The 17,604-nt window shown below is 71.4% G+C and carries 17 protein-coding genes; 8 read left to right on the forward strand and 9 right to left on the reverse strand.

Annotated features, from left to right (window positions below):
• Positions 1 to 57 precede the first annotated feature (57 nt).
• The 4 genes from ABQE89_RS03930 to ABQE89_RS03945 are packed head-to-tail and all read left to right on the forward strand — an operon-like array spanning position 58 to position 4,265.
• Positions 58 to 981, forward strand: a complete 924-nt coding sequence (locus ABQE89_RS03930) for a TauD/TfdA dioxygenase family protein (RefSeq protein WP_448414349.1) — start codon at positions 58 to 60, stop codon at positions 979 to 981.
• A 27-nt stretch (positions 982 to 1,008) separates the two neighbouring features.
• Positions 1,009 to 2,145, forward strand: a complete 1,137-nt coding sequence (gene cobG, locus ABQE89_RS03935; RefSeq protein ID WP_448414351.1) for a precorrin-3B synthase — start codon at positions 1,009 to 1,011, stop codon at positions 2,143 to 2,145.
• Positions 2,146 to 2,154: 9 nt separating this feature from the next.
• Positions 2,155 to 2,781, forward strand: a complete 627-nt coding sequence (locus ABQE89_RS03940) for a precorrin-8X methylmutase (protein ID WP_448414353.1) — start codon at positions 2,155 to 2,157, stop codon at positions 2,779 to 2,781.
• Complete coding sequence (locus ABQE89_RS03945) at positions 2,778 to 4,265, forward strand: precorrin-2 C(20)-methyltransferase (protein WP_448414355.1); 1,488 nt, start codon at positions 2,778 to 2,780, stop codon at positions 4,263 to 4,265. Before ABQE89_RS03940 ends, ABQE89_RS03945 begins: the two co-directional genes overlap by 4 nt.
• Positions 4,266 to 4,345: 80 nt before the next feature.
• On the opposite strand, the gene ABQE89_RS03950 is transcribed toward ABQE89_RS03945, so the two are convergent.
• Genes ABQE89_RS03950 through ABQE89_RS03960 form a run of 3 tightly spaced genes read right to left on the reverse strand, consistent with a single transcriptional unit; the run spans position 4,346 to position 8,706 of the window.
• Entirely contained in the window at positions 4,346 to 6,922 is a 2,577-nt protein-coding gene (locus ABQE89_RS03950; RefSeq protein ID WP_448414357.1) for a multicopper oxidase domain-containing protein, read from the reverse strand.
• Entirely contained in the window at positions 6,919 to 8,004 is a 1,086-nt protein-coding gene (locus ABQE89_RS03955; protein ID WP_448414359.1) for a DUF8744 domain-containing protein, read from the reverse strand. Before ABQE89_RS03955 ends, ABQE89_RS03950 begins: the two co-directional genes overlap by 4 nt.
• Positions 8,005 to 8,010: 6 nt before the next feature.
• Positions 8,011 to 8,706 (reverse strand): helix-turn-helix transcriptional regulator, encoded by a 696-nt coding sequence (locus ABQE89_RS03960; protein ID WP_448414361.1) that lies wholly within the window; start codon positions 8,704 to 8,706, stop codon positions 8,011 to 8,013.
• Positions 8,707 to 8,766: 60 nt separating this feature from the next.
• On the opposite strand from ABQE89_RS03960, the gene ABQE89_RS03965 reads away from it, so the two are divergent.
• Positions 8,767 to 9,528, forward strand: a complete 762-nt coding sequence (locus ABQE89_RS03965) for a DUF2249 domain-containing protein (protein ID WP_448414363.1) — start codon at positions 8,767 to 8,769, stop codon at positions 9,526 to 9,528.
• Between the two features lie 96 nt (positions 9,529 to 9,624).
• Positions 9,625 to 10,695 carry a phosphotransferase family protein gene (locus ABQE89_RS03970; RefSeq protein WP_448414365.1) on the forward strand — a complete coding sequence of 357 codons (1,071 nt, stop codon included), beginning with the start codon at positions 9,625 to 9,627 and terminating at the stop codon, positions 10,693 to 10,695.
• Here the strand turns inward: ABQE89_RS03970 and ABQE89_RS03975 are convergent.
• From ABQE89_RS03975 to ABQE89_RS03990, 4 genes are read right to left on the reverse strand one after another with little or no spacing between them, the layout of a single operon-like run.
• Positions 10,670 to 11,404, reverse strand: a complete 735-nt coding sequence (locus ABQE89_RS03975) for a cobalt-precorrin-6A reductase (RefSeq protein WP_448414367.1) — start codon at positions 11,402 to 11,404, stop codon at positions 10,670 to 10,672. The genes ABQE89_RS03970 and ABQE89_RS03975 overlap by 26 nt on opposite strands.
• Positions 11,404 to 12,159 (reverse strand): precorrin-4 C(11)-methyltransferase, encoded by a 756-nt coding sequence (gene cobM / locus ABQE89_RS03980; protein ID WP_448414369.1) that lies wholly within the window; start codon positions 12,157 to 12,159, stop codon positions 11,404 to 11,406. Before cobM ends, ABQE89_RS03975 begins: the two co-directional genes overlap by 1 nt.
• Entirely contained in the window at positions 12,156 to 13,334 is a 1,179-nt protein-coding gene (gene cbiE, locus ABQE89_RS03985; protein ID WP_448414371.1) for a precorrin-6y C5,15-methyltransferase (decarboxylating) subunit CbiE, read from the reverse strand. Before cbiE ends, cobM begins: the two co-directional genes overlap by 4 nt.
• The gene (locus tag ABQE89_RS03990; RefSeq protein ID WP_448414373.1) at positions 13,331 to 14,083 is read right to left on the reverse strand and encodes an SDR family NAD(P)-dependent oxidoreductase; all 753 of its coding nucleotides are present in this window, start codon (positions 14,081 to 14,083) and stop codon (positions 13,331 to 13,333) included. The genes cbiE and ABQE89_RS03990 overlap by 4 nt, the downstream gene beginning before the upstream one ends.
• Positions 14,084 to 14,117: 34 nt before the next feature.
• Between ABQE89_RS03990 and ABQE89_RS03995 the strand changes: the two genes are divergently transcribed.
• The gene (locus ABQE89_RS03995) at positions 14,118 to 14,543 is read left to right on the forward strand and encodes a F420-dependent biliverdin reductase (protein ID WP_448414375.1); all 426 of its coding nucleotides are present in this window, start codon (positions 14,118 to 14,120) and stop codon (positions 14,541 to 14,543) included.
• 131 nt (positions 14,544 to 14,674) lie between these two features.
• Here the strand turns inward: ABQE89_RS03995 and ABQE89_RS04000 are convergent, their stop codons facing one another.
• Positions 14,675 to 15,796 carry a M24 family metallopeptidase gene (locus tag ABQE89_RS04000; RefSeq protein WP_448414377.1) on the reverse strand — a complete coding sequence of 374 codons (1,122 nt, stop codon included), beginning with the start codon at positions 15,794 to 15,796 and terminating at the stop codon, positions 14,675 to 14,677.
• 39 nt (positions 15,797 to 15,835) lie between these two features.
• Here ABQE89_RS04000 and ABQE89_RS04005 point away from each other — a divergent pair, with 39 nt between their 5' ends.
• Complete coding sequence (locus ABQE89_RS04005) at positions 15,836 to 16,792, forward strand: 5'-3' exonuclease (protein ID WP_448414379.1); 957 nt, start codon at positions 15,836 to 15,838, stop codon at positions 16,790 to 16,792.
• A gap of 3 nt (positions 16,793 to 16,795) precedes the next feature.
• Here ABQE89_RS04005 and ABQE89_RS04010 read toward each other — a convergent pair whose 3' ends face one another.
• Positions 16,796 to 17,584 (reverse strand): DUF4333 domain-containing protein, encoded by a 789-nt coding sequence (locus tag ABQE89_RS04010; RefSeq protein ID WP_448414381.1) that lies wholly within the window; start codon positions 17,582 to 17,584, stop codon positions 16,796 to 16,798.
• Between the last annotated feature and the right edge of the window lie 20 nt (positions 17,585 to 17,604).

A 17,604-nucleotide genomic window follows, 5' to 3' on the forward strand; every position in this document is an offset into this window, starting at 1 on the left:
CATGGTTTACGGGCGGTGGAAACGACAGTGTTCCTCTGACAGACGGGGGTGGTCGCGTTGGCCTGGCCGGTACGGGTGGTGAAACTCGGCGCGCACATCGGCGCGCGCATCGACGGTGTCGATCTGGGCACGGATGTCGATGCCGCGACCGCGTCGCTGATCAACGCCGCGCTGCTCGAGCACAAGGTGCTCTTCTTTCGCGACCAGCAGGGCCTCGACGAGGACGGCCAACTCGCACTCGCTGCGCGACTGGGCGTCCCGACCGGCGCGCATCCGACGGTGAGGTCTCACGGAACCCGGTCGCTGGCGATCGATTCCCGCTACGACAAGGCCGACGCCTGGCACAGCGACGTCACGTTCGTCGACCGGATCCCGAAAGCCTCGCTGTTGCGGGCGGTTTCCCTTCCCGCCTACGGGGGCAGCACCACGTGGGCCAACACCGAGACCGCATACGACGCGCTGCCCGGCCCGCTGCGTGCGCTCGCCGACAACCTCTGGGCGGTGCACACCAACGCCTACGACTACGCCGCGGACATCGACAGTCGACGCGAACCGCTGCCCGACACCGTCGGTCAATACCGTCGCGAGTTCGTCTCCGAGTATTACGAGACCGAACACCCCGTGGTGCGGATACATCCGGAGACCGGCCGACGGGTGCTGCTGCTCGGCCAGTTCGTCAAGCAGTTCGTCGGCCTGGGCCGCACCGAGTCAGCCACGCTGTTCGCACTGCTGCAGGCGCGGATCACCAAGCTGGAGAACACCATCCGATGGAACTGGGCGGCCGGCGACCTGGCGATCTGGGACAACCGGGCCACCCAGCACTACGCCGTGTCCGACTACGACGACCAGTATCGCCGGCTCACCCGTGTCACCCTGGCCGGCGACATCCCGGTCGACGTGCACGGCAGGCGCAGCCGCAGTGTCGCCGGCGACGCGTCGGCCTACTCGGACGTGGTGAGCCCGGTACCGTTGGCGGGCTGACCAGCACCGCGGGCGTACCGTGGGTGGATGGCCAGAACGCGCGACCAGGACGCCTGCCCGGGTGCATTGCAGTTGCATCCGGCCGCCGACGGCGCCCTGGCGCGGGTACGGCTGCCCGGCGGGGTGATCACTCCCACGCAGCTCGAGGCGCTGGCGCGGGCGGCCACCGACTGGGGTTCGCAGGCAATGGAACTCACCTCCCGCGCAAACATCCAGATCCGCGGCATCAGGGATCCGGCGGGCACGGCGGCGGTCGCCGAAGCGGTCGCCGCGGCGGGCCTGCTGCCGTCCGAGACCCACGAGCGGGTCCGCAACATCGTCGCCTCCCCCCTGTCCGGGCGTGTCGGCCCGCACGTCGACGTGCGCCGGCTGGTCGAGGAGTTGGACCGGGCGATCCAGGCGCGCAGCGAACTGGTCGAGCTTCCCGGCCGGGTGCTGTTCGGCGTCGACGACGGCCGCGGTGACATCTCCGGACTGGGCGCCGACGTCGGCGTGCACGTTCTCGGCGACGGCGACGACGGTCCGGCCGCCCTGCTGCTCGCCGGCCGTGACACCGGTGTGCGGGTCGACCTGGCCGACGCGGTGCCCGCCGTCGTCGAGATCGCATGCCGGTTCGCCGGGCTTCGAGGCACGGCCTGGCGGATCGGCGAGCTCACCGACACCGGCGCACTGCTGGCCGGGTTCACCGCGACCGCGCCCCCCGGCGCCGGACACGAACCGGTCACCCGCCCGCCGGTGGGCTGGATCCCGCAGAACGACGGCCGCGTCACGCTCGGCGCGGCGGTACCGCTGGGCGTGCTGCGGGCCCGGGTGGCCGAGTACCTCGCCGCGGTCAGCGCACCGCTGGCCGTCACCCCGTGGCGCTCGGTGCTGATCTTCGACCTGTCCGAAGACGCGGCCGACGTCGCGCTGCGGGTGCTGGCGCCGATGGGTCTGGTGTTCGACGAGACCTCACCGTGGCTGGCGGTCAGCGCGTGTACCGGCCGCCCCGGGTGTGCGCACTCGGCGGCCGACGTGCGCGCCGACGCCGAGGCGGCCGTGGCCGAACCCGCCGTCGGCCATCGTCACTTCGTCGGCTGTGACCGTGCCTGCGGCAGCCCCCTGGGCGCGCAGGTGCTGGTGGCAACCGGAGACGGATACCGGCTGCGCAGCGCGTCCCCGTAGGGTGATCGCGTGCTCGACTACATCCGCGACGCCGCCGAGATCTATCGGCAGTCGTTCGCGACGATCCGCGCCGAGGCCGATCTGTCGGCGTTTCCGGACGACGTCGCGCGGGCGGTGGTACGGCTGATCCACACCTGTGGGCAGGTGGATCTGACCCGGCACATCGCCTTCAGTGAGGACGTCGTCGCCAAGACCCACGCCGCGCTGGCCGCAGGAGCCCCGGTGTTGTGTGACTCCTCGATGGTGGCCGCGGGCATCACCCGGTCGCGGCTGCCCGCGGACAACGAGGTGGTCTCGCTGGTCGCCGACCCGCGCGCACCGGAGGTGGCCGACCGCATGGGCACCACCCGTTCGGCGGCCGCGGTCGACGTGTGGGCCGACCGGCTCGGCGGCGCCGTGCTGGCCATCGGTAACGCGCCGACCGCGCTGTTCCGCCTTCTCGAGCTGATCGACGAGGGTGCGCCCACCCCGGCCGCGGTGCTGGGCGGGCCGGTCGGGTTCGTCGGCTCCGCGCAGTCCAAGCAGGAACTGATCGAGCGGCCACGCGGCATGTCCTACCTGGTGGTGACCGGTCGCCGCGGCGGCAGCGCGATGGCGGCCGCGGCGGTGAACGCGATGGCATCCGAGCGCGAATGAGCAGTAACCGAGGGACCCTCTTCGGCGTCGGCCTGGGACCGGGCGACCCCGAACTCGTCACGGTCAAGGCCGCCCGGGTGATCGGCGAGGCCGACGTCGTGGCCTACCACAGCGCGCGGCACGGCCGCAGCATCGCGCGCGGCATCGCCGACCGGTACCTGCGGCCCGGCCAGCTCGAGGAGCACCTGGTCTACCCGGTCACCACCGAGACCACCGACCATCCCGGCGGCTACGCGGGCGCGATGGAGGACTTCTACCGCGACTCCGCCGAGCGGATCGCCGCACACCTCGACGCCGGCCGCGACGTGGCGCTGCTCGCGGAGGGCGACCCGCTGTTCTACAGCTCCTACATGCACATGCACACCCGGCTGACGCAGCGCTTCGACGCGGTGATCGTTCCGGGCGTCACGTCGGTGAGCGCCGCGTCGGCGGCCACCGGCACCCCGCTGGTGCAGGGCGACGAGGTGCTGTCGATCCTGCCGGGGACGTTGCCGATCGAGGAACTCCGGCGGCGGGTCGCCGACGCCGACGCCGCCGTCGTCCTCAAGCTCGGCCGGTCCTACCCCGCGGTGCGCGAAGCACTTTCGTCGACCGGCCGTCTCGAGGACGCCTTCTATGTCGAACGGGCGAGCACCGACGCGCAGCGGGTGTCACCCGCCGCCGAGGTCGACGAGGCGTCGGTGCCGTACTTCTCGTTGGTGATGCTGCCCGGATCGGCGTCGCGGTTGCCGACCGCGGGCAGCGCGCCCGATCACGCCGTCGGCAGCGTCGCGGTCGTCGGCCTCGGGCCCGGTGACCCCGACTGGATGACCCCACAGAGCCGCCGTGAACTGGCCGCGGCGACCGATCTCATCGGCTACGGCCCCTACCTCGACCGCATCGGCGCTCGGGCCGGTCAGCGCCGCCACCCCAGCGACAACACCGACGAACCGGCCCGCGCCCGACTGGCCTGCACGCTGGCCGAGCAGGGCCGCGCGGTCGCGGTGGTGTCCTCCGGGGACCCCGGCGTGTTCGCGATGGCCACCGCGGTGCTCGAAGAGGCCAAGCAGTGGCCGGGTGTGCAGGTGCGGGTGATTCCGGCGATGACCGCGGCGCAGGCCGTCGCGAGCCGGGTCGGCGCGCCGCTGGGCCACGACTATGCCGTGATCTCGCTGTCCGACCGGCTCAAACCGTGGGAGGTGATTGCGAATCGGTTGACCGCCGCGGCCACGTCCGATCTGGTGCTCGCGATCTACAACCCGGCGTCGAAGACCCGCACCTGGCAGGTGGGGGCGATGCGCGACCTGCTGCTCGAGCATCGCGATCCCGGTACGCCGGTGGTGATCGGCCGCGACGTGTCGGGCCCACGCGAACAGGTCGACGTGGTGCGACTCGGCGACCTGGATCCCGCCGAGGTCGATATGCGCTGCCTGCTGATCGTCGGATCCTCGCAGACGCAGTGGTACGGCGACCGGGTGTACACGCCGCGCCGCTACCCCGGCTGAGGCTGTCGCTTCTCTGGCGAGCGCTCATCCAGGTACGGTTTGGACCCCGTATTTCGTACCTCAGTGCGCGCTCGCGGCAGTTACTCGGCAGCAGTGACCTCGATGACGCCGTGTGCGCCGCGCTCGGCGTCGACCATCGCGTGCGACACGAACGGGTAGCGTCCCGGCTCGGCGAAGCCCAGTTCGACGAATCCACCTTGGGCCGCGGACAATCCGAGGCTCTGGGCGCCGCCGGGGCCCGGCCGCAGCCGGTAGTCGCCTTCTGACCACACGGTGTCGAACTGGCCGCCGACGACATGGAAGGAGCTGCCACGGTTGGGTCCGGCCGCCAGCACCCAGACCCGCACCCGCTCCCCCACCACCGCGGTCAGCGGCGCGTGGTCGTACTGGTTGGCGTATCCGTTGAACACCACCAGATCGGGTTTCTCGGCGAGGACTTTCCCGGCGTCGGCCTCACCACCGGGCGGGCCGAGGTAGAACTCGGACTGCACCAGCAGGTACTCACGATCGACGCGCGGCAGGTCCGGCGGGTCGATGATCACCGCGCCGAACATGCCGTTGGCGATGTGCAGCGACATCGGCATCGTCGAGCAGTGATACAGCCATACCCCGGCGCGCGTCGCGGTGAAGCGATAGACCAGGCGTTCGCCGGGTTGGATGGTGCGCATCGGCACGTCGGGGGCCAGCGCGCCGGCATGGAAGTCGATCGAATGCCCGATGCTGCCGTCGTTGACGAGGGTGACCTCGAAGACATCGCCGATCCTGCCTCGCAGCGTCGGACCAGGCGCCGAGCCGCCGAATGTCCACAGCCGCTGGGTGATTCCCGGCGACACCTCCTGTTCGGTTTCGGTGACCGCCAAGGTGATGCGGTGATCGGGTGTCGCTGCCGGTAGCGCAGCGTTGTACGGTACGAATTTTTGGTTTGGCTGCGCGGCGAGGCTACGCGCGAGCTCGTCGGCGGAAACCGATGCGGCGCCGTCCGATTGGTGATGTCCGGAATGCGGTCCGGGCGCGGCAGCACCGATCGCCCGCACCGACATCGTCATGCCCATCTGCCGGTGACCGGCCACCGAGCACCACCCGTCGAGATCGGCCCCGACCACCCCGGCGTCGAGCACGGCCGTCTCGCCCGGCGCGAGGCGCCCGGTGCTGGTCCCGTTGGCCAGCACCAGGTCGTGACGGTCGGAGCCGGTGTTGACGAACGTGACCACCAACCGGTTTCCCGCAGGCACCTCGATGGTGTCGGGCACATAGCGCATGCCTTCGACGCGAACCTCGACCTCGGTGGTCTGCCCGGTGGCGACAACGGAATTCGTTGGTGCAGTGCCGATCCCGACGGCGGCGGGATCGGCCGCCACCGCTCCCGCGACCGCCAGCACCACCACACCGGCACCTGCGGCCGCGACCGCGAGCTGCCGTCGCAGCGGCGGCCCCGACGGCGGCGGGCCGACCGGTGACGGTGTGTCGCGCTTCTTCCACGCCTGCCACACCGCCCGCGCCAGCAGCGGCAGGAACGCCGCGAACGCCGCCAGCACCAGCACCGACGCCACCACGCGAACCAGGCTCGGCGTCGGCAGCACACACAGCAGCAGCGCGAGGTTGGCGACCGCCAGCCGCCACGGCGCACCGCGTTCCAGTTCGGCTGAGGCCGCCAGCGCGGACGCCCGGGCCCCCACCACCACGGTCGTCAGAAACGTCAGCGAGCCCAACAGCACCTGCACCAGAAAGCCCGCGAGCACCGCGACGGTCAGCGCGCCCGCACGGTCGAGCACCACGGTCCACGACGGCGCGGTGGCAAAGGCGACGACGGCGTAGGTCAGGGACCCGAGCAGCCACATCACGCCCGCCAGCACCGACAGTGTCGGGAAGTCACGCGGCCGCTTGCGGCGGACCTCGTCGATGTGGGGTCGGAGCACGAAACCGGCGGCGACCAGGTAGCCGAGCGCACCCGCGGCGCTGACCAGCGGTGATCCAGCCGTCGCACCGACTGCCGTGAGGGCCAGCGCAGCCACCAGGGCTGGCAGCCCGCGGCGGGCCGCGACCTCGACGCCGTCGGCCATGCGGGTGCGCAACATGGTCGGCCACAGCGTGACGAGCGTGCCGAGCACCGAGAGCCCGACGAACCCGAACACGTTCACCGCAGCGTGGGCGACGACGAACCGCTCGTGCAGCGTCCCGGGCAGATCCGCGTTGGCCATCGCCGCGCCGAGTCCCGCGCCGATCGACAGCATCACCGCCGCGGCGACGTAGTAGCGGACGGTGTCGCCGAACCGTGACGGCAGCGCGCTGCGCATCTGCCGGATCAGCGTGACGGCATGACTGAGGGCGACGGCAGCGACCAGCGTTGCGCCGATGCCCGCCACCGGCCACCAGCCACCGACCATGCCGGTGACCACGGCCAGCGCTCCCGCGTTGAAGACCGCGATGTGCCAGGCCTGCCCCACCCGCGACGCGTCGGCCGGCCTGCGCAGCAACGCATCGGTGAAATGTCGGCTCCAGATCAGGATCGCGTTGCCCGCGGCACCCAGACCGAGCAGATGAATCAGCAGCCACCCGGAGATCGGCACCGATCGATGCACCAGGGCCACCACGACAAGCGCTGCCAGCCAACCGAATACCACCGACCCGACGCGCAGATGCCACCGACTGCGATTCATGCCGACACCTCGATTCGACGGCGCACCGCGGCATGCACGGCGATCGCGAGGAAGGCAAGCACGGCCGAGACGTTGAGCACGCCGCCGGCCTGCACCGCCACGTCGGGGCCTCGCACGTCGGCGACCACTCGCAACAGCAGCGACGCATGCAGAAGCGCGACCGGGACATACATCGCGGGCGTGTATGGCAGCGGCCGGCGCAGCACCGCGGGCAGAATGACCGGTGCGTGCGCCATGATCATCGACAGCACGAAACCGAGCATCACCGCGTGGGTGATCGCGTCGTAGCCGCCGCCGGAGCGCACCGGACCGGCCAGCAACCAGACCAGCCCGGGGACCGCCAGCCAGACGTAGCCGGCCAGCAGGCACACCGCCATGTACCGCGGCAGGCCCGTCGCATGCACGGTGCGCCGGGCCACGTCGAACCGCACGAGCCAGCACACCACCGCCAGCACGCCCGTGCCCAGCAGCATGTAACCGGTTGTCGGCCAGAGCAGTTGCGCGAGCGCACCCGCGACCACCATCGCCGCCGCGGCCCCGAGCAGCGCCTCGGCGCGGGTGCCTGCCATCGTCACCCGGGCCAGTTCGAGGCGCTCCCCCGCGATGGTCAGGATCAGGAACCCGGCCAGCCAGCCCATCAGGTCGGGCACCGGCACCCCCGCCGCCCACAGCAGCGCCGCGCCCGTCGCCAGCACCGCCCCCGCCGCCTGTACCACCACCGCCGGATCGAAGTTTCGTCGCCACAGCGGCACGTACACCGCCACCAGCAGCGCCGCACCGGCCAGCAGGGCGAGGTCGGCGACCCGCCGCGGCGCGGGCGTGGTCAGCGCCACCCCGCCCAGCCCCAGCAGCGCCGGCGCGAGGTAACACCACCGCTGGCCCGAGGCCACGGCGCGTTCGACCGCGACGACGGTGCCGACGAAGCCGAGTACCAACACGACGCCGTGCACCTCGGCCAGCCGCGTCGTCTCGACGGGTGCGGGTAGCCCCAGCCGTAGCAGACCGGCGTCCAGCCCGGCCAGCAGCGCGACCCCGCCCGGAACCAGCAACACGGCTCTGGGGGGAATGGGACTGTCAGCCATCACCTTTCACGCGCCTTTTACGATCGGGTCCGGCAGGAACAGCCGGCAGGCGCCGGGTTCGGCGAAGGCGATCAGGTCCAGGCCCGGACCGGTGGGCGCGGCGACGCTTTCGAGCAGACCCTCGACGATGCCGAGATGGACGCGGCAGACGACGCTGGGGTAGCGCCGCGCGGCGTCGAGCAGCGGACACCGTCGCAGCGCCACCCCGCGCGCGGGGTCGTCCTCGTCGGGGGCGAAACCCAATCGGGTCAACACGTCGAGCACAGTCCGTCGTGGATCGCCGCCCACGCCCGCCGCTCCGTCGGCGAGTTCGCGTCCCCACTCGGCGCCTGCGGCACGGGCGTCGCGTTCCGGGTCGGCGCTGTTGCGGGCGAGGTGGCCGGCCAGTGCGGTGGCCAGACCCGCGTAGTCGCGCGCGGGAACGGCCGGATCGGCGGCCGACGGTCGATACAGCGCTGCCGGTCGCCCCCGACCGGTCGCCGCCTCGGTGGTGCGCTCCACCAGGCCGAGGTCCACCAGCGCGTCGAGGTGTTCGCGGACGGTGTTCTGGTGCAGGCCCAGTGCGCGGGCCGCGTCGGGGGTCCGGGCCGGTGCGTGGGTGCGGACGTGCTCGAGTACCCGCAGTCGCTGCCCGGATAGCGGCACCTGACCTGCGCCGGAAGCCGCGGGCGCGGGGCCGAGGGGCGGAGCGGTATTTTCCACGGAATTTATTGTAGTAAATTGGCGGGCGTCGGACCAGAACACTCGAGGAAGGAACCGGCCATGACACTCAACGAGGTGATCGTCGCGTCCACACCGGCCGACGCCGAGGCGGCCGAGACGATCAAAGACCATCACGCCCAGTTGGCCGGACGCATCCAGGCCCTCACCGATGCGATGCTGGCGGCCGCCGAACGCGGCGCCGACATCACCGCCGCCCGCACCGCGGCCGCCGAGTTCCTCACGGGTGAGCTGATGCCGCACGCCGCGGCCGAAGAAGCCGCCCTGTACCCCGCCGCCGCCCGCACCGAACGGGCGCGCCCGCTGCTCGAGTCGATGATCGCCGTGCACCGCATCATCGGCGACCTCGTCGAGCGGGTCCGTTCGGAGAAGTCACCGGTGCGCGCCGCGGCGGCGGCCCACGCGCTGCGTGTGCTGTTCGAGGCGCACCTCGACGACGAGAACGAGCGGATCCTGCCGATCGTGGCCGCCGACGGCGACGTCTCGCTGGCCGAGGTCACCCACGGCATGCACGAGCTGTTGGGCGACCACCAGCACGCCGAGGCGGGCCATCAGTGCGGCTGCGGCGAATCCGACGGCCCTGAACCGGTGCTCGACGCGCGCGAAGTGCCGCACGCGATCCGCCACGCGACGGTGTTCGGCGCATTCGACGCCGTCCCGGTCGGCGGCACGCTGGTGCTCATCGCGCCCCACGACCCGGTGCCCCTGCTGCGCCAACTGCACGACCGCACGGCGGGCCGGGTCGCGGTCGAATACGTCGAACGCGGACCGGAGGCCTGGCGGCTGCGGCTCACCCGGCTCTGATCGCCGCCCCGCGAGCGCTCATTCCGGTACGGAATCTGTGCTCCGTTCCGTACGTGGGTGAGCGCTCGTGACGACTGGCGGTGTTATGTTCGGCGCGTGACCGGCATTCCACGCGGACCCAAAGATGTAACGCCCGACTGGCTGGCTGCGGCGCTGGGCGTGGGCATCGACGGCACCGATGTGGTGCCGATCGGCACCGGGCAGACCGGCGCGACCTACCGGGTGACGGCGACCTACACCGATCAACAAGCCGAGCTGCCAACCACGTTCGCGCTCAAGCTGTCCTCCCAGGACGAAGCCGTCCGTGAGCGCGTCGCGCTCGGGTACCGCTCCGAGGTGGAGTTCTACGACGCCATCGCCGACCAGATGGCCGTGCCCGTCCCCGCCTGCTTCTACAGCGACATCTCGGCCGACGGCGCCGATTTCGTGCTGCTGCTGGCCGATATGGCCCCCGCCGTGCAGGGCGACCAGATCGCGGGCTGCTCACCGGCCGAGGCGCGCCTCGCGGTCGAGGCCCTCGCGGGCCTGCACGGCCCCAGTTGGTGTGCGCCCGAGTGGATGGGCCTCTCGGCGATCGCCATGCCGAAACCGGGTGACGACGACGGGGCACGCGGGCTCGGCGACGTGTCGAAGATGGCCGCCGACATCGTGATCGACCGGCTGGGCGACCGCATCAGCGCAGCGGATCAGGACACCCTCGTCGCGGCGATGGCGTCGGTGACGCCGTGGTTGATGGCCGAGCCGAACCGGTACGCGTTGATGCATGGCGACTACCGGCTGGACAACATGTTGTTCGACCCCGACCGCACCTGCATCACCGTGGTGGACTGGCAGACCGTCGGAATCGGCCTTCCCGCACGCGATCTCGCCTACTTCACCGCGACCAGCCTCGACTCCGGCGTCCGGGCCGACCTCGAGCGCGACCTCGTCGCGTGCTATCACCGCGCGCTGCTGGGCTATGGCATCGACGGTTACGACCTGGAGGCGTGCTGGCGCGACTACCGGCTCGGCGTGGTACAGGCGCCGCTGTTGGTGGCACTGGGAACCGCGTTCGCGGCGACCACCGAGCGTGGCGACGAGATGATGCTGGCGATGCTGAGCCGGGGCTGCCGGGCCATCCGCGACCTGGACACCCTCGAACTCATCGCCGAGTATCAGTCGACCTGACCCACTCGACGGCCGCGTCGACGGTGCCGACGGTGTGCACACCGGCGGGCAGCGGCGGTCGCTCGACCATGACCACCGCGACATCGAGCGCGGCGGCGGCGTCGAGTTTGGCCCTGGTCATCGACCCACCGCTGTTCTTGGTCACCAGCGCCTCGATGCGGTGCTCGCGCAGCAGCCGCAGTTCGTCGTTGTAGTGATACGGCCCGCGGGAGAGCACCAGCCGGTGGCGGGCGGGCAGATCGCCCGCATCGGGCGCGGTGACCGTGCGGATGAGAAACCACGCGTCGACACCGGCGAACGCCGCGCTGCCCGAGCGGCCGGTGGTGAGAAACACCCGCGAATAGCCGCTGTTTTCCACGGCTTGCGCGGCCTGCGCATCGGAACTGACCACAATGGCGTCACCGGTCGGCCAGGCGGGCCGGGCCAACACGAGGTGCGCCAACCCCAACTCGGCGCACACCGCCGCGGCGGTCGCGGTCATCGTGGCGGCGAACGGATGGGTGGCGTCGACGACGGCGTCGACCTCGGCGTCCAGCAGCCAGCGCCGCAGCCCGTCGGGCCCGCCGAAGCCGCCGACACGCACCTGTCCGACCGGCAGCGCGGGGTTGGGCACGCGACCGGCCAACGAACTGATCACCTCGACGTCCGGATGTAGCCGAGCCGCCAGCGCGCGCCCCTCGGATGTCCCGCCCAGCAACAGGATCCGCATCAGTGCCGTCCCCGCCGCACCCGGCCTGACGAGTACAGGTAGCTGTCGGTGAACCCCTCCGCGGCGAGCACCTCCCCGACCACGATGACGGCGGTGCGGGTGATCCCCGCGGCGCGCACCTGTTCGGCGAGCTCGGCCAGCTCGCAGCGCAGCACCTGCTGTTCGGGCCAGCTCGCGAACGCGACGACGGCACATGGGGTTTCGGGACGATAGCCCCCGGCCAGCAGCTCCGGGACGATCGCGTCGACCTGGGCGGCCGCCAGGTGCAGCACCATCGTGGCGCCGGGCGCCGAAAGGGTCCTCAGGTCCTCGCCCTGCGGCATCGCGGTGGACAGCGTCGCCACCCGGGTCAGCGTGACGCTCTGCGCGACACCGGGAACGGTGAGCTCGCGACCCAGCACGGCGGCCGCCGCGGCGAAAGCCGGTACGCCGGGCACGATCTCGTACTCGATACCGAGAGCGTCGAGGCGCCTGCACTGTTCGGCCAGCGCGCTGTAGATCGACGGGTCACCGGAGTGCAGGCGCGCCACGTCGTGGCCGGCGGCGTTGGCGTCGGCGAGTTCGGTGACGATCTGGTCCAGGGTCAGTGGCCCGGTGTCGATCACCCGGGCTCCCGGTGGGCACAGCGCCAGCAGTTCGTCGGGCATGATGGACCCGGCGTACAGACACACCGGACAGCGACTCAACAGACGCTGACCCCGCACGGTGATCAGGTCGGCGGCGCCGGGTCCCGCACCGATGAAGTAGACGGTCACGGCTTGGTCACCGCCCACTGGCTGACCGGCATCGCAGGCCGCCAACCGGTGAACGAGCCGAGCGGCTCGCCGCGGTAGTGTTGATAGCGGCGCAGCTCGCCACCGAGACGCGAATACCACTGCATCAGAACCGCTTCCGATTCCGCAGTCACCGCGTTGGCCACCAGCCGGCCACCCGCGGCCAAGTGCTGATAGCAGGCGTCGATCAGACCGTGGCGAGTGAGCCCGCCACCGACGAAGACCGCCGCGGGCGCCGCGAGGCCGTCGAACTCGTCCGGGGCGTCACCGTGCACCTCGACCGCGGCGCCGAAGGTCACGGCGTTGTCGACGATCCGCTTGCGGCGCTGCTCGTCACGTTCGAACGCCACCGCGCGACAACCGGCACCGCTGCGGCACCATTCGATCGCGATGCTTCCCGACCCGGCGCCCACGTCCCACAGCAGTTCACCGGGCCGCGGAGCCAGCGCCGCCATCGTCACCGCCCGCATCGGCTGCTTGGTGAGCTGACCGTCATGGGCCAGCGCGTCGTCGGGCAGCACCGCGCACACCCGGTCGTCGGGCAGGTACCGCACCGCCACGACGTTGAGGGCGTCGACGTCGCCGGGTGGGCGCGCGGCCCACTGCGCGGCGGTGACCGATCGTCGGCGTTCGGCCGGTCCGCCGAGCTGTTCGAACACCGTGAACTGCGAGTCGCCCCGCCCGGTTTCGGCCAGTAGCCGGGCCAGCGTCGCGGGGGTGTTCGCGTCGCGAGACAGCACCACCGCCTGTCCGCCCCGTCGCACCGCGGTGTGGGCGTCGGCGGTGACCAGGCTGATCACCTCGGTGTCCTGCACCGGCCACCCGAGCCGTGCACACGCCAACGTCACCGACGACACGTGCGGCAGCACGGCGACGCGGTCGGCACCGTATAGGCGCATCAGCGTTCCGCCGATGCCGTGCAGCAGCGGATCGCCGCTGGCCACCACGTGCACGTCACCCTCGGCATCGTCGAACAGGGTGCGCAATGCGGGCAGCATCGGCGACGGCCAGGCGCGCCGCACGGCGGTGACCGTGTCGTCGAGCAGGGCGAGCTGACGTGGTGAGCCGTAAATGACTGTGGCCCTTGTCAGCTCGGAACGAGAAGCGGGCGCCAGCCCCGCCATACCGTCGGCCCCGATGCCCACGACGGTGATCATCGCGGCATCCTCCGCCACACGAACTGCGGAAGCAACCGCATACCGGCGAACACCGGCCGCAGGATCGCGGGCACCCACACCGTGCGGCGGCCCTTGGCCAGCGCCCGTGCTGTGGCCGCGGCCACCTGGGCAGGCGTGCTGGAGAACGGTGCGGGGGCCATGCCCTCGGTCATCCGGCCCACCACGAACCCCGGCCGCACCGTCAGCAGCGACACCCCCGATCCGTGCAACGCGTCGGCCAGGCCGCTGCAGAACCCGTCGAGGCCGGCCTTGGCCGAGCCGTAGACATAGTTGGCGCGCCGCACGCGCACCCCCGCCACCGAGGAGAACACCACGATGCGGCCGCGGTCGGCCTGCCGCATGAGGTTGGTCAGCGCGGTGAGCAACGCGGCCTGCGCGACGAAGTCGGTGTGCAGGATCTGGGCGGTATGCGCCGGGTCCTTCTCGGCGCGCGCCTGGTCGCCGAGGATGCCGAAGGCCAGCACTGCGGTGCCGATCGGCCCGTGCTCGGCGACGATCGACGCGAGCAGAGGTTCGTGAGACTCCAGCAGGTCGGCGTCGAATTCGCGGGTGTGGACGGCCGCGGCGCCCGCGGCCCGCACCGCAGCGACCTGGCCGGCCAGCTCGTCGGCCCGGCGCGCGGCCAGCACCACGGTCGCGCCCGGCGCCAGACGCGTCGCAAGCTCGATGCCGATCTCGCTTCGCCCGCCGAAGATCACGACAAGCCCGGTCGCCTCCGTGTCCCTCACGGCTGTGATTATCACCTGCGCTAGGTTGGGCTGGATGGCCCAGTCCAGCCGCCGGGCAACGACCCGGCTGACCAACGACGCGATCGCGTTCCTCACCGAGCGCCATCTCGCGATGTTGACGACGCTGCGTTCGGACAACTCGCCGCACGTCGTCGCCGTCGGGTTCACCTTCGACCCGGCTACGCACATCGCCCGGGTGATCACCTCCGGGGGTTCGCAGAAGGCACTCAACGCTGAGCACCGCGGCATCGCGGTGCTCAGCCAGGTCGACGGCGCGCGCTGGCTGTCGCTGGAAGGCAAGTCCGTCGTCAACTCCGAGCCCGACGCGGTGCGTGACGCCGAACTGCGCTACGCCCAGCGCTACCGCACCCCGCGGCCCAACCCCAAGCGGGTGGTGATCGAGGTGCGCGTCGAGCGGGTGCTCGGCTCCTCGGACCTGCTCATCCGCGGCGACGCCTGACCCTGACCCGCCGCTCGCGGGCGTTATCTCTTGGCGAACAGACGCAAATTGTGCCGACACGCCGTGAAAATGGCGTACTTTGCGTCTGCTCGCCGGGTGAGGTGGGGCGAGGTGGGTGAGGTGGGGCGAGGCTAGGTCACCACGATCAGGTCGTGGGGGCGGTTGTTGACCGGCTGGGCGCCGTCGGCGGTGACGATGACGATGTCCTCGATGCGGGCGCCCCACTGTCCGGGAAAGTAGATGCCCGGCTCGACGGAGAACGCCATGCCCTCCTCGAGCGGCAGGTCGTTGCCGGCGACGATGTAGGGCTCCTCGTGCACCGACAACCCGATGCCGTGGCCGGTGCGGTGCACGAACGCGTCGGCCAACCCCTCGGCGGCCAGCAGATCGCGCGCGATGGCGTCGACCTGCTCGGCGGTCACCCCGGGGCGCACTGCCTCCACCGCGGCCCGCTGGGCGCGCTGCAGCACGGCGTAGCGTCGCGCCACCTCTGGGTCGGGTTCGCCGATGCTGTAGGTGCGCGTCGAGTCCGAGTGGTAGCCGGGTTCGTAGGGGCCGCCGATGTCCACGACGACGATGTCGCCGTCGCGTAGTTCGCGCTCCGAGCACTCGTGATGCGGGTCGGCGCCGTTCGGGCCCGATCCGACGATGATGAAAGCGACATCGGAATGGCCTTCGGCGACAATGGCTTCGGCGATACCGGCGGCGACGTCGGCCTCGGTGCGGCCGGGCACCAGAAACTGCGGAACCCGGGCGTGCACCCGGTCGATCGCGGCGCCCGCTTTGCGCAGCGCGTCGATCTCGGCGGGGTCCTTGATCATCCGCAACCGTCGCAGCACGTCGGTGGCCAGCACCGGCACCTCGCCGAGCACGTCGGCCAGCGGCAGCAGGTGCAGCGCCGGCATGGCGTCGGTGACCGCCGTTTTGCGCGGCGCCCCGCCCAGCGCCTCGGCGACCATCGCGTACGGGTCCTCGCCGTCGACCCAGTCCCGCACCGACACCCCGAGTTCGGGCACCGCGGATTCGCGCAGCGCGGCGAGTTCGAGCCGCGGCACCACCACCGCCGCCTCACCGGCGGCCGAAAGCACCAGCGCCGTCAGCCGTTCGAAGGTCTGCGCGCGTGAGCCGACGAGGTAGCGCAGGTCGTAACCGGGCGAGATGACCAGACCGGCCAGCCCCGCCTCGGCGGTGGCGTCGGCGGCCGCCCGCAGTCGCCGGGCATACACGTCGGAGTCGAATCGGCTCGCTGCCATACCGTCGAGGCTAGTGGTCGCACGCTACTGTCAGTGACCGTGGCCGCTCCCCTGTTACTGCTCGACGGCGCCAGCATGTGGTTTCGCTCGTACTTCGGTGTGCCGTCGTCGATCACGGCCCCCGACGGGCGGCCCGTCAACGCGCTGCGCGGATTCCTCGACGCCGTCGCCACGGTGATCACCCGCGAACGCCCGACGCGGCTGGTGGTGTGCCGCGACGACGACTGGCGCCCGCAGTGGCGGGTGGACCTGATCCCGTCGTACAAGGCACATCGCGTGGAGGAGCCACAACCGCAGGGGCAGCCCGACATCGAGGAGGTGCCCGACGACCTCACCCCGCAGGTCGACATGATCATGGAGATCCTCGACGCGTTCGGCATCCCCACGGCGGGCGCGGCGGGCTACGAAGCCGACGACGTGCTCGGCACACTGGCCGCCCGCGAGACCCGCGACCCGGTGGTGGTGGTCAGCGGGGATCGCGACCTGCTGCAGTTGGTGCGCGACGAACCGGTGCCGGTTCGGGTCCTCTACCTGGGCCGTGGCCTGGCCAAGGCCACCAAGTGGGGCCCGCAGGAGGTGGCCGAAACCTACGGGGTGCCGGTGGATCGGGCAGGGCCGGCCTACGCCGAACTGGCGCTGCTGCGCGGTGACCCGTCCGACGGGTTGCCCGGCGTGCCGGGGGTCGGCGAGAAGACCGCGGCCACGCTGCTGGCCCAGCACGGCTCACTGGAAGCGGTGCTGACCGCCGCCCACGACCCCACGTCGAAGATGTCGAAGGCCTACCGCAAGAAGCTGCTCGCGGCCACCGACTACATCGACAGGGCCGCCCCGGTGGTGCGGGTCGCCACCGATGTCGAGGTGGACTGGTCCACCTCCGACGACACCCTGCCGCTGGCCGCCGAAAAGCCGCGCAAGGTGGCCGAACTGGCCGAACGGTACGGCGTGACGTCGTCGATCGGCAGGCTGCAGAAGGCGCTCGACGGCCTGCCCGGCTGACCGCTACTTGGGCCGACCGACCTCATAGGTGCCGTTGTCGTCCTGGAAGGTCACCGTCACCTGGCGTTTGGTGCCGTCGATGCTGACCTCGCAGTCGAACGTGGAGCCCTTCTCGACCGTCGGGTTCTGCCCGTCGTTGCACTTGACGTCCTGCACGTTCTTGGCGCCGTAACCGTTGGCCTCGTCGGTCAGGATCTGCTGCACGCCGTCCTGGGCGGCGTCGATGTCGAGCTTGGTGGTCACGAAGAAGCCGGGCTTCCAGAAGCCGAGAACCAGCACCACCGCGACGATGATCGCCGCCAGCAGGCCGATCACCCCGCCGATCACCGCCAACGAGCGCTTGGAGCCCTCCTCGGTGCCCTGCGGGGGGTAGCCGGGATATTGCCCGTACTGACCCGGCGGCTGCCCGTACGGCTGTCCGTACGGCGGCTGGCCCGGCTGCCCGGGCTGGCCCGGTTGGCCGTAGGGCGGCTGGCCCGGCTGTCCATACGCACCCGGCGGCGGATACGCCTGCGGGGGGTACTCGGCGGGCTGCTGACCGTAGTGTTCGGCCGTCGGATACTGCTGTTGATACGGCTGCTGATAGGGCTGCTGCGGATACTGCTGCTGTTGCTGCGGGTCATAGGCGGGCGGCTGCTGCCAGGCCGGCGCCGCCGGCGTGGGCTCGCCGCCGGTGGTCGGCGGCTGCCACGGCTGATCAGCCGACGGCTGGTCCGATGGCTGATCAGCCCCGGGCTCCGGCTGCTGACCGGGCCACGGCTGCGTCGGATCAGATCCCTGCGGTCCGCTCATCTCTCTCCTCGATCGCCACG

The sequence above is a fragment of the Mycolicibacterium sp. XJ1819 genome (assembly GCF_053483675.1).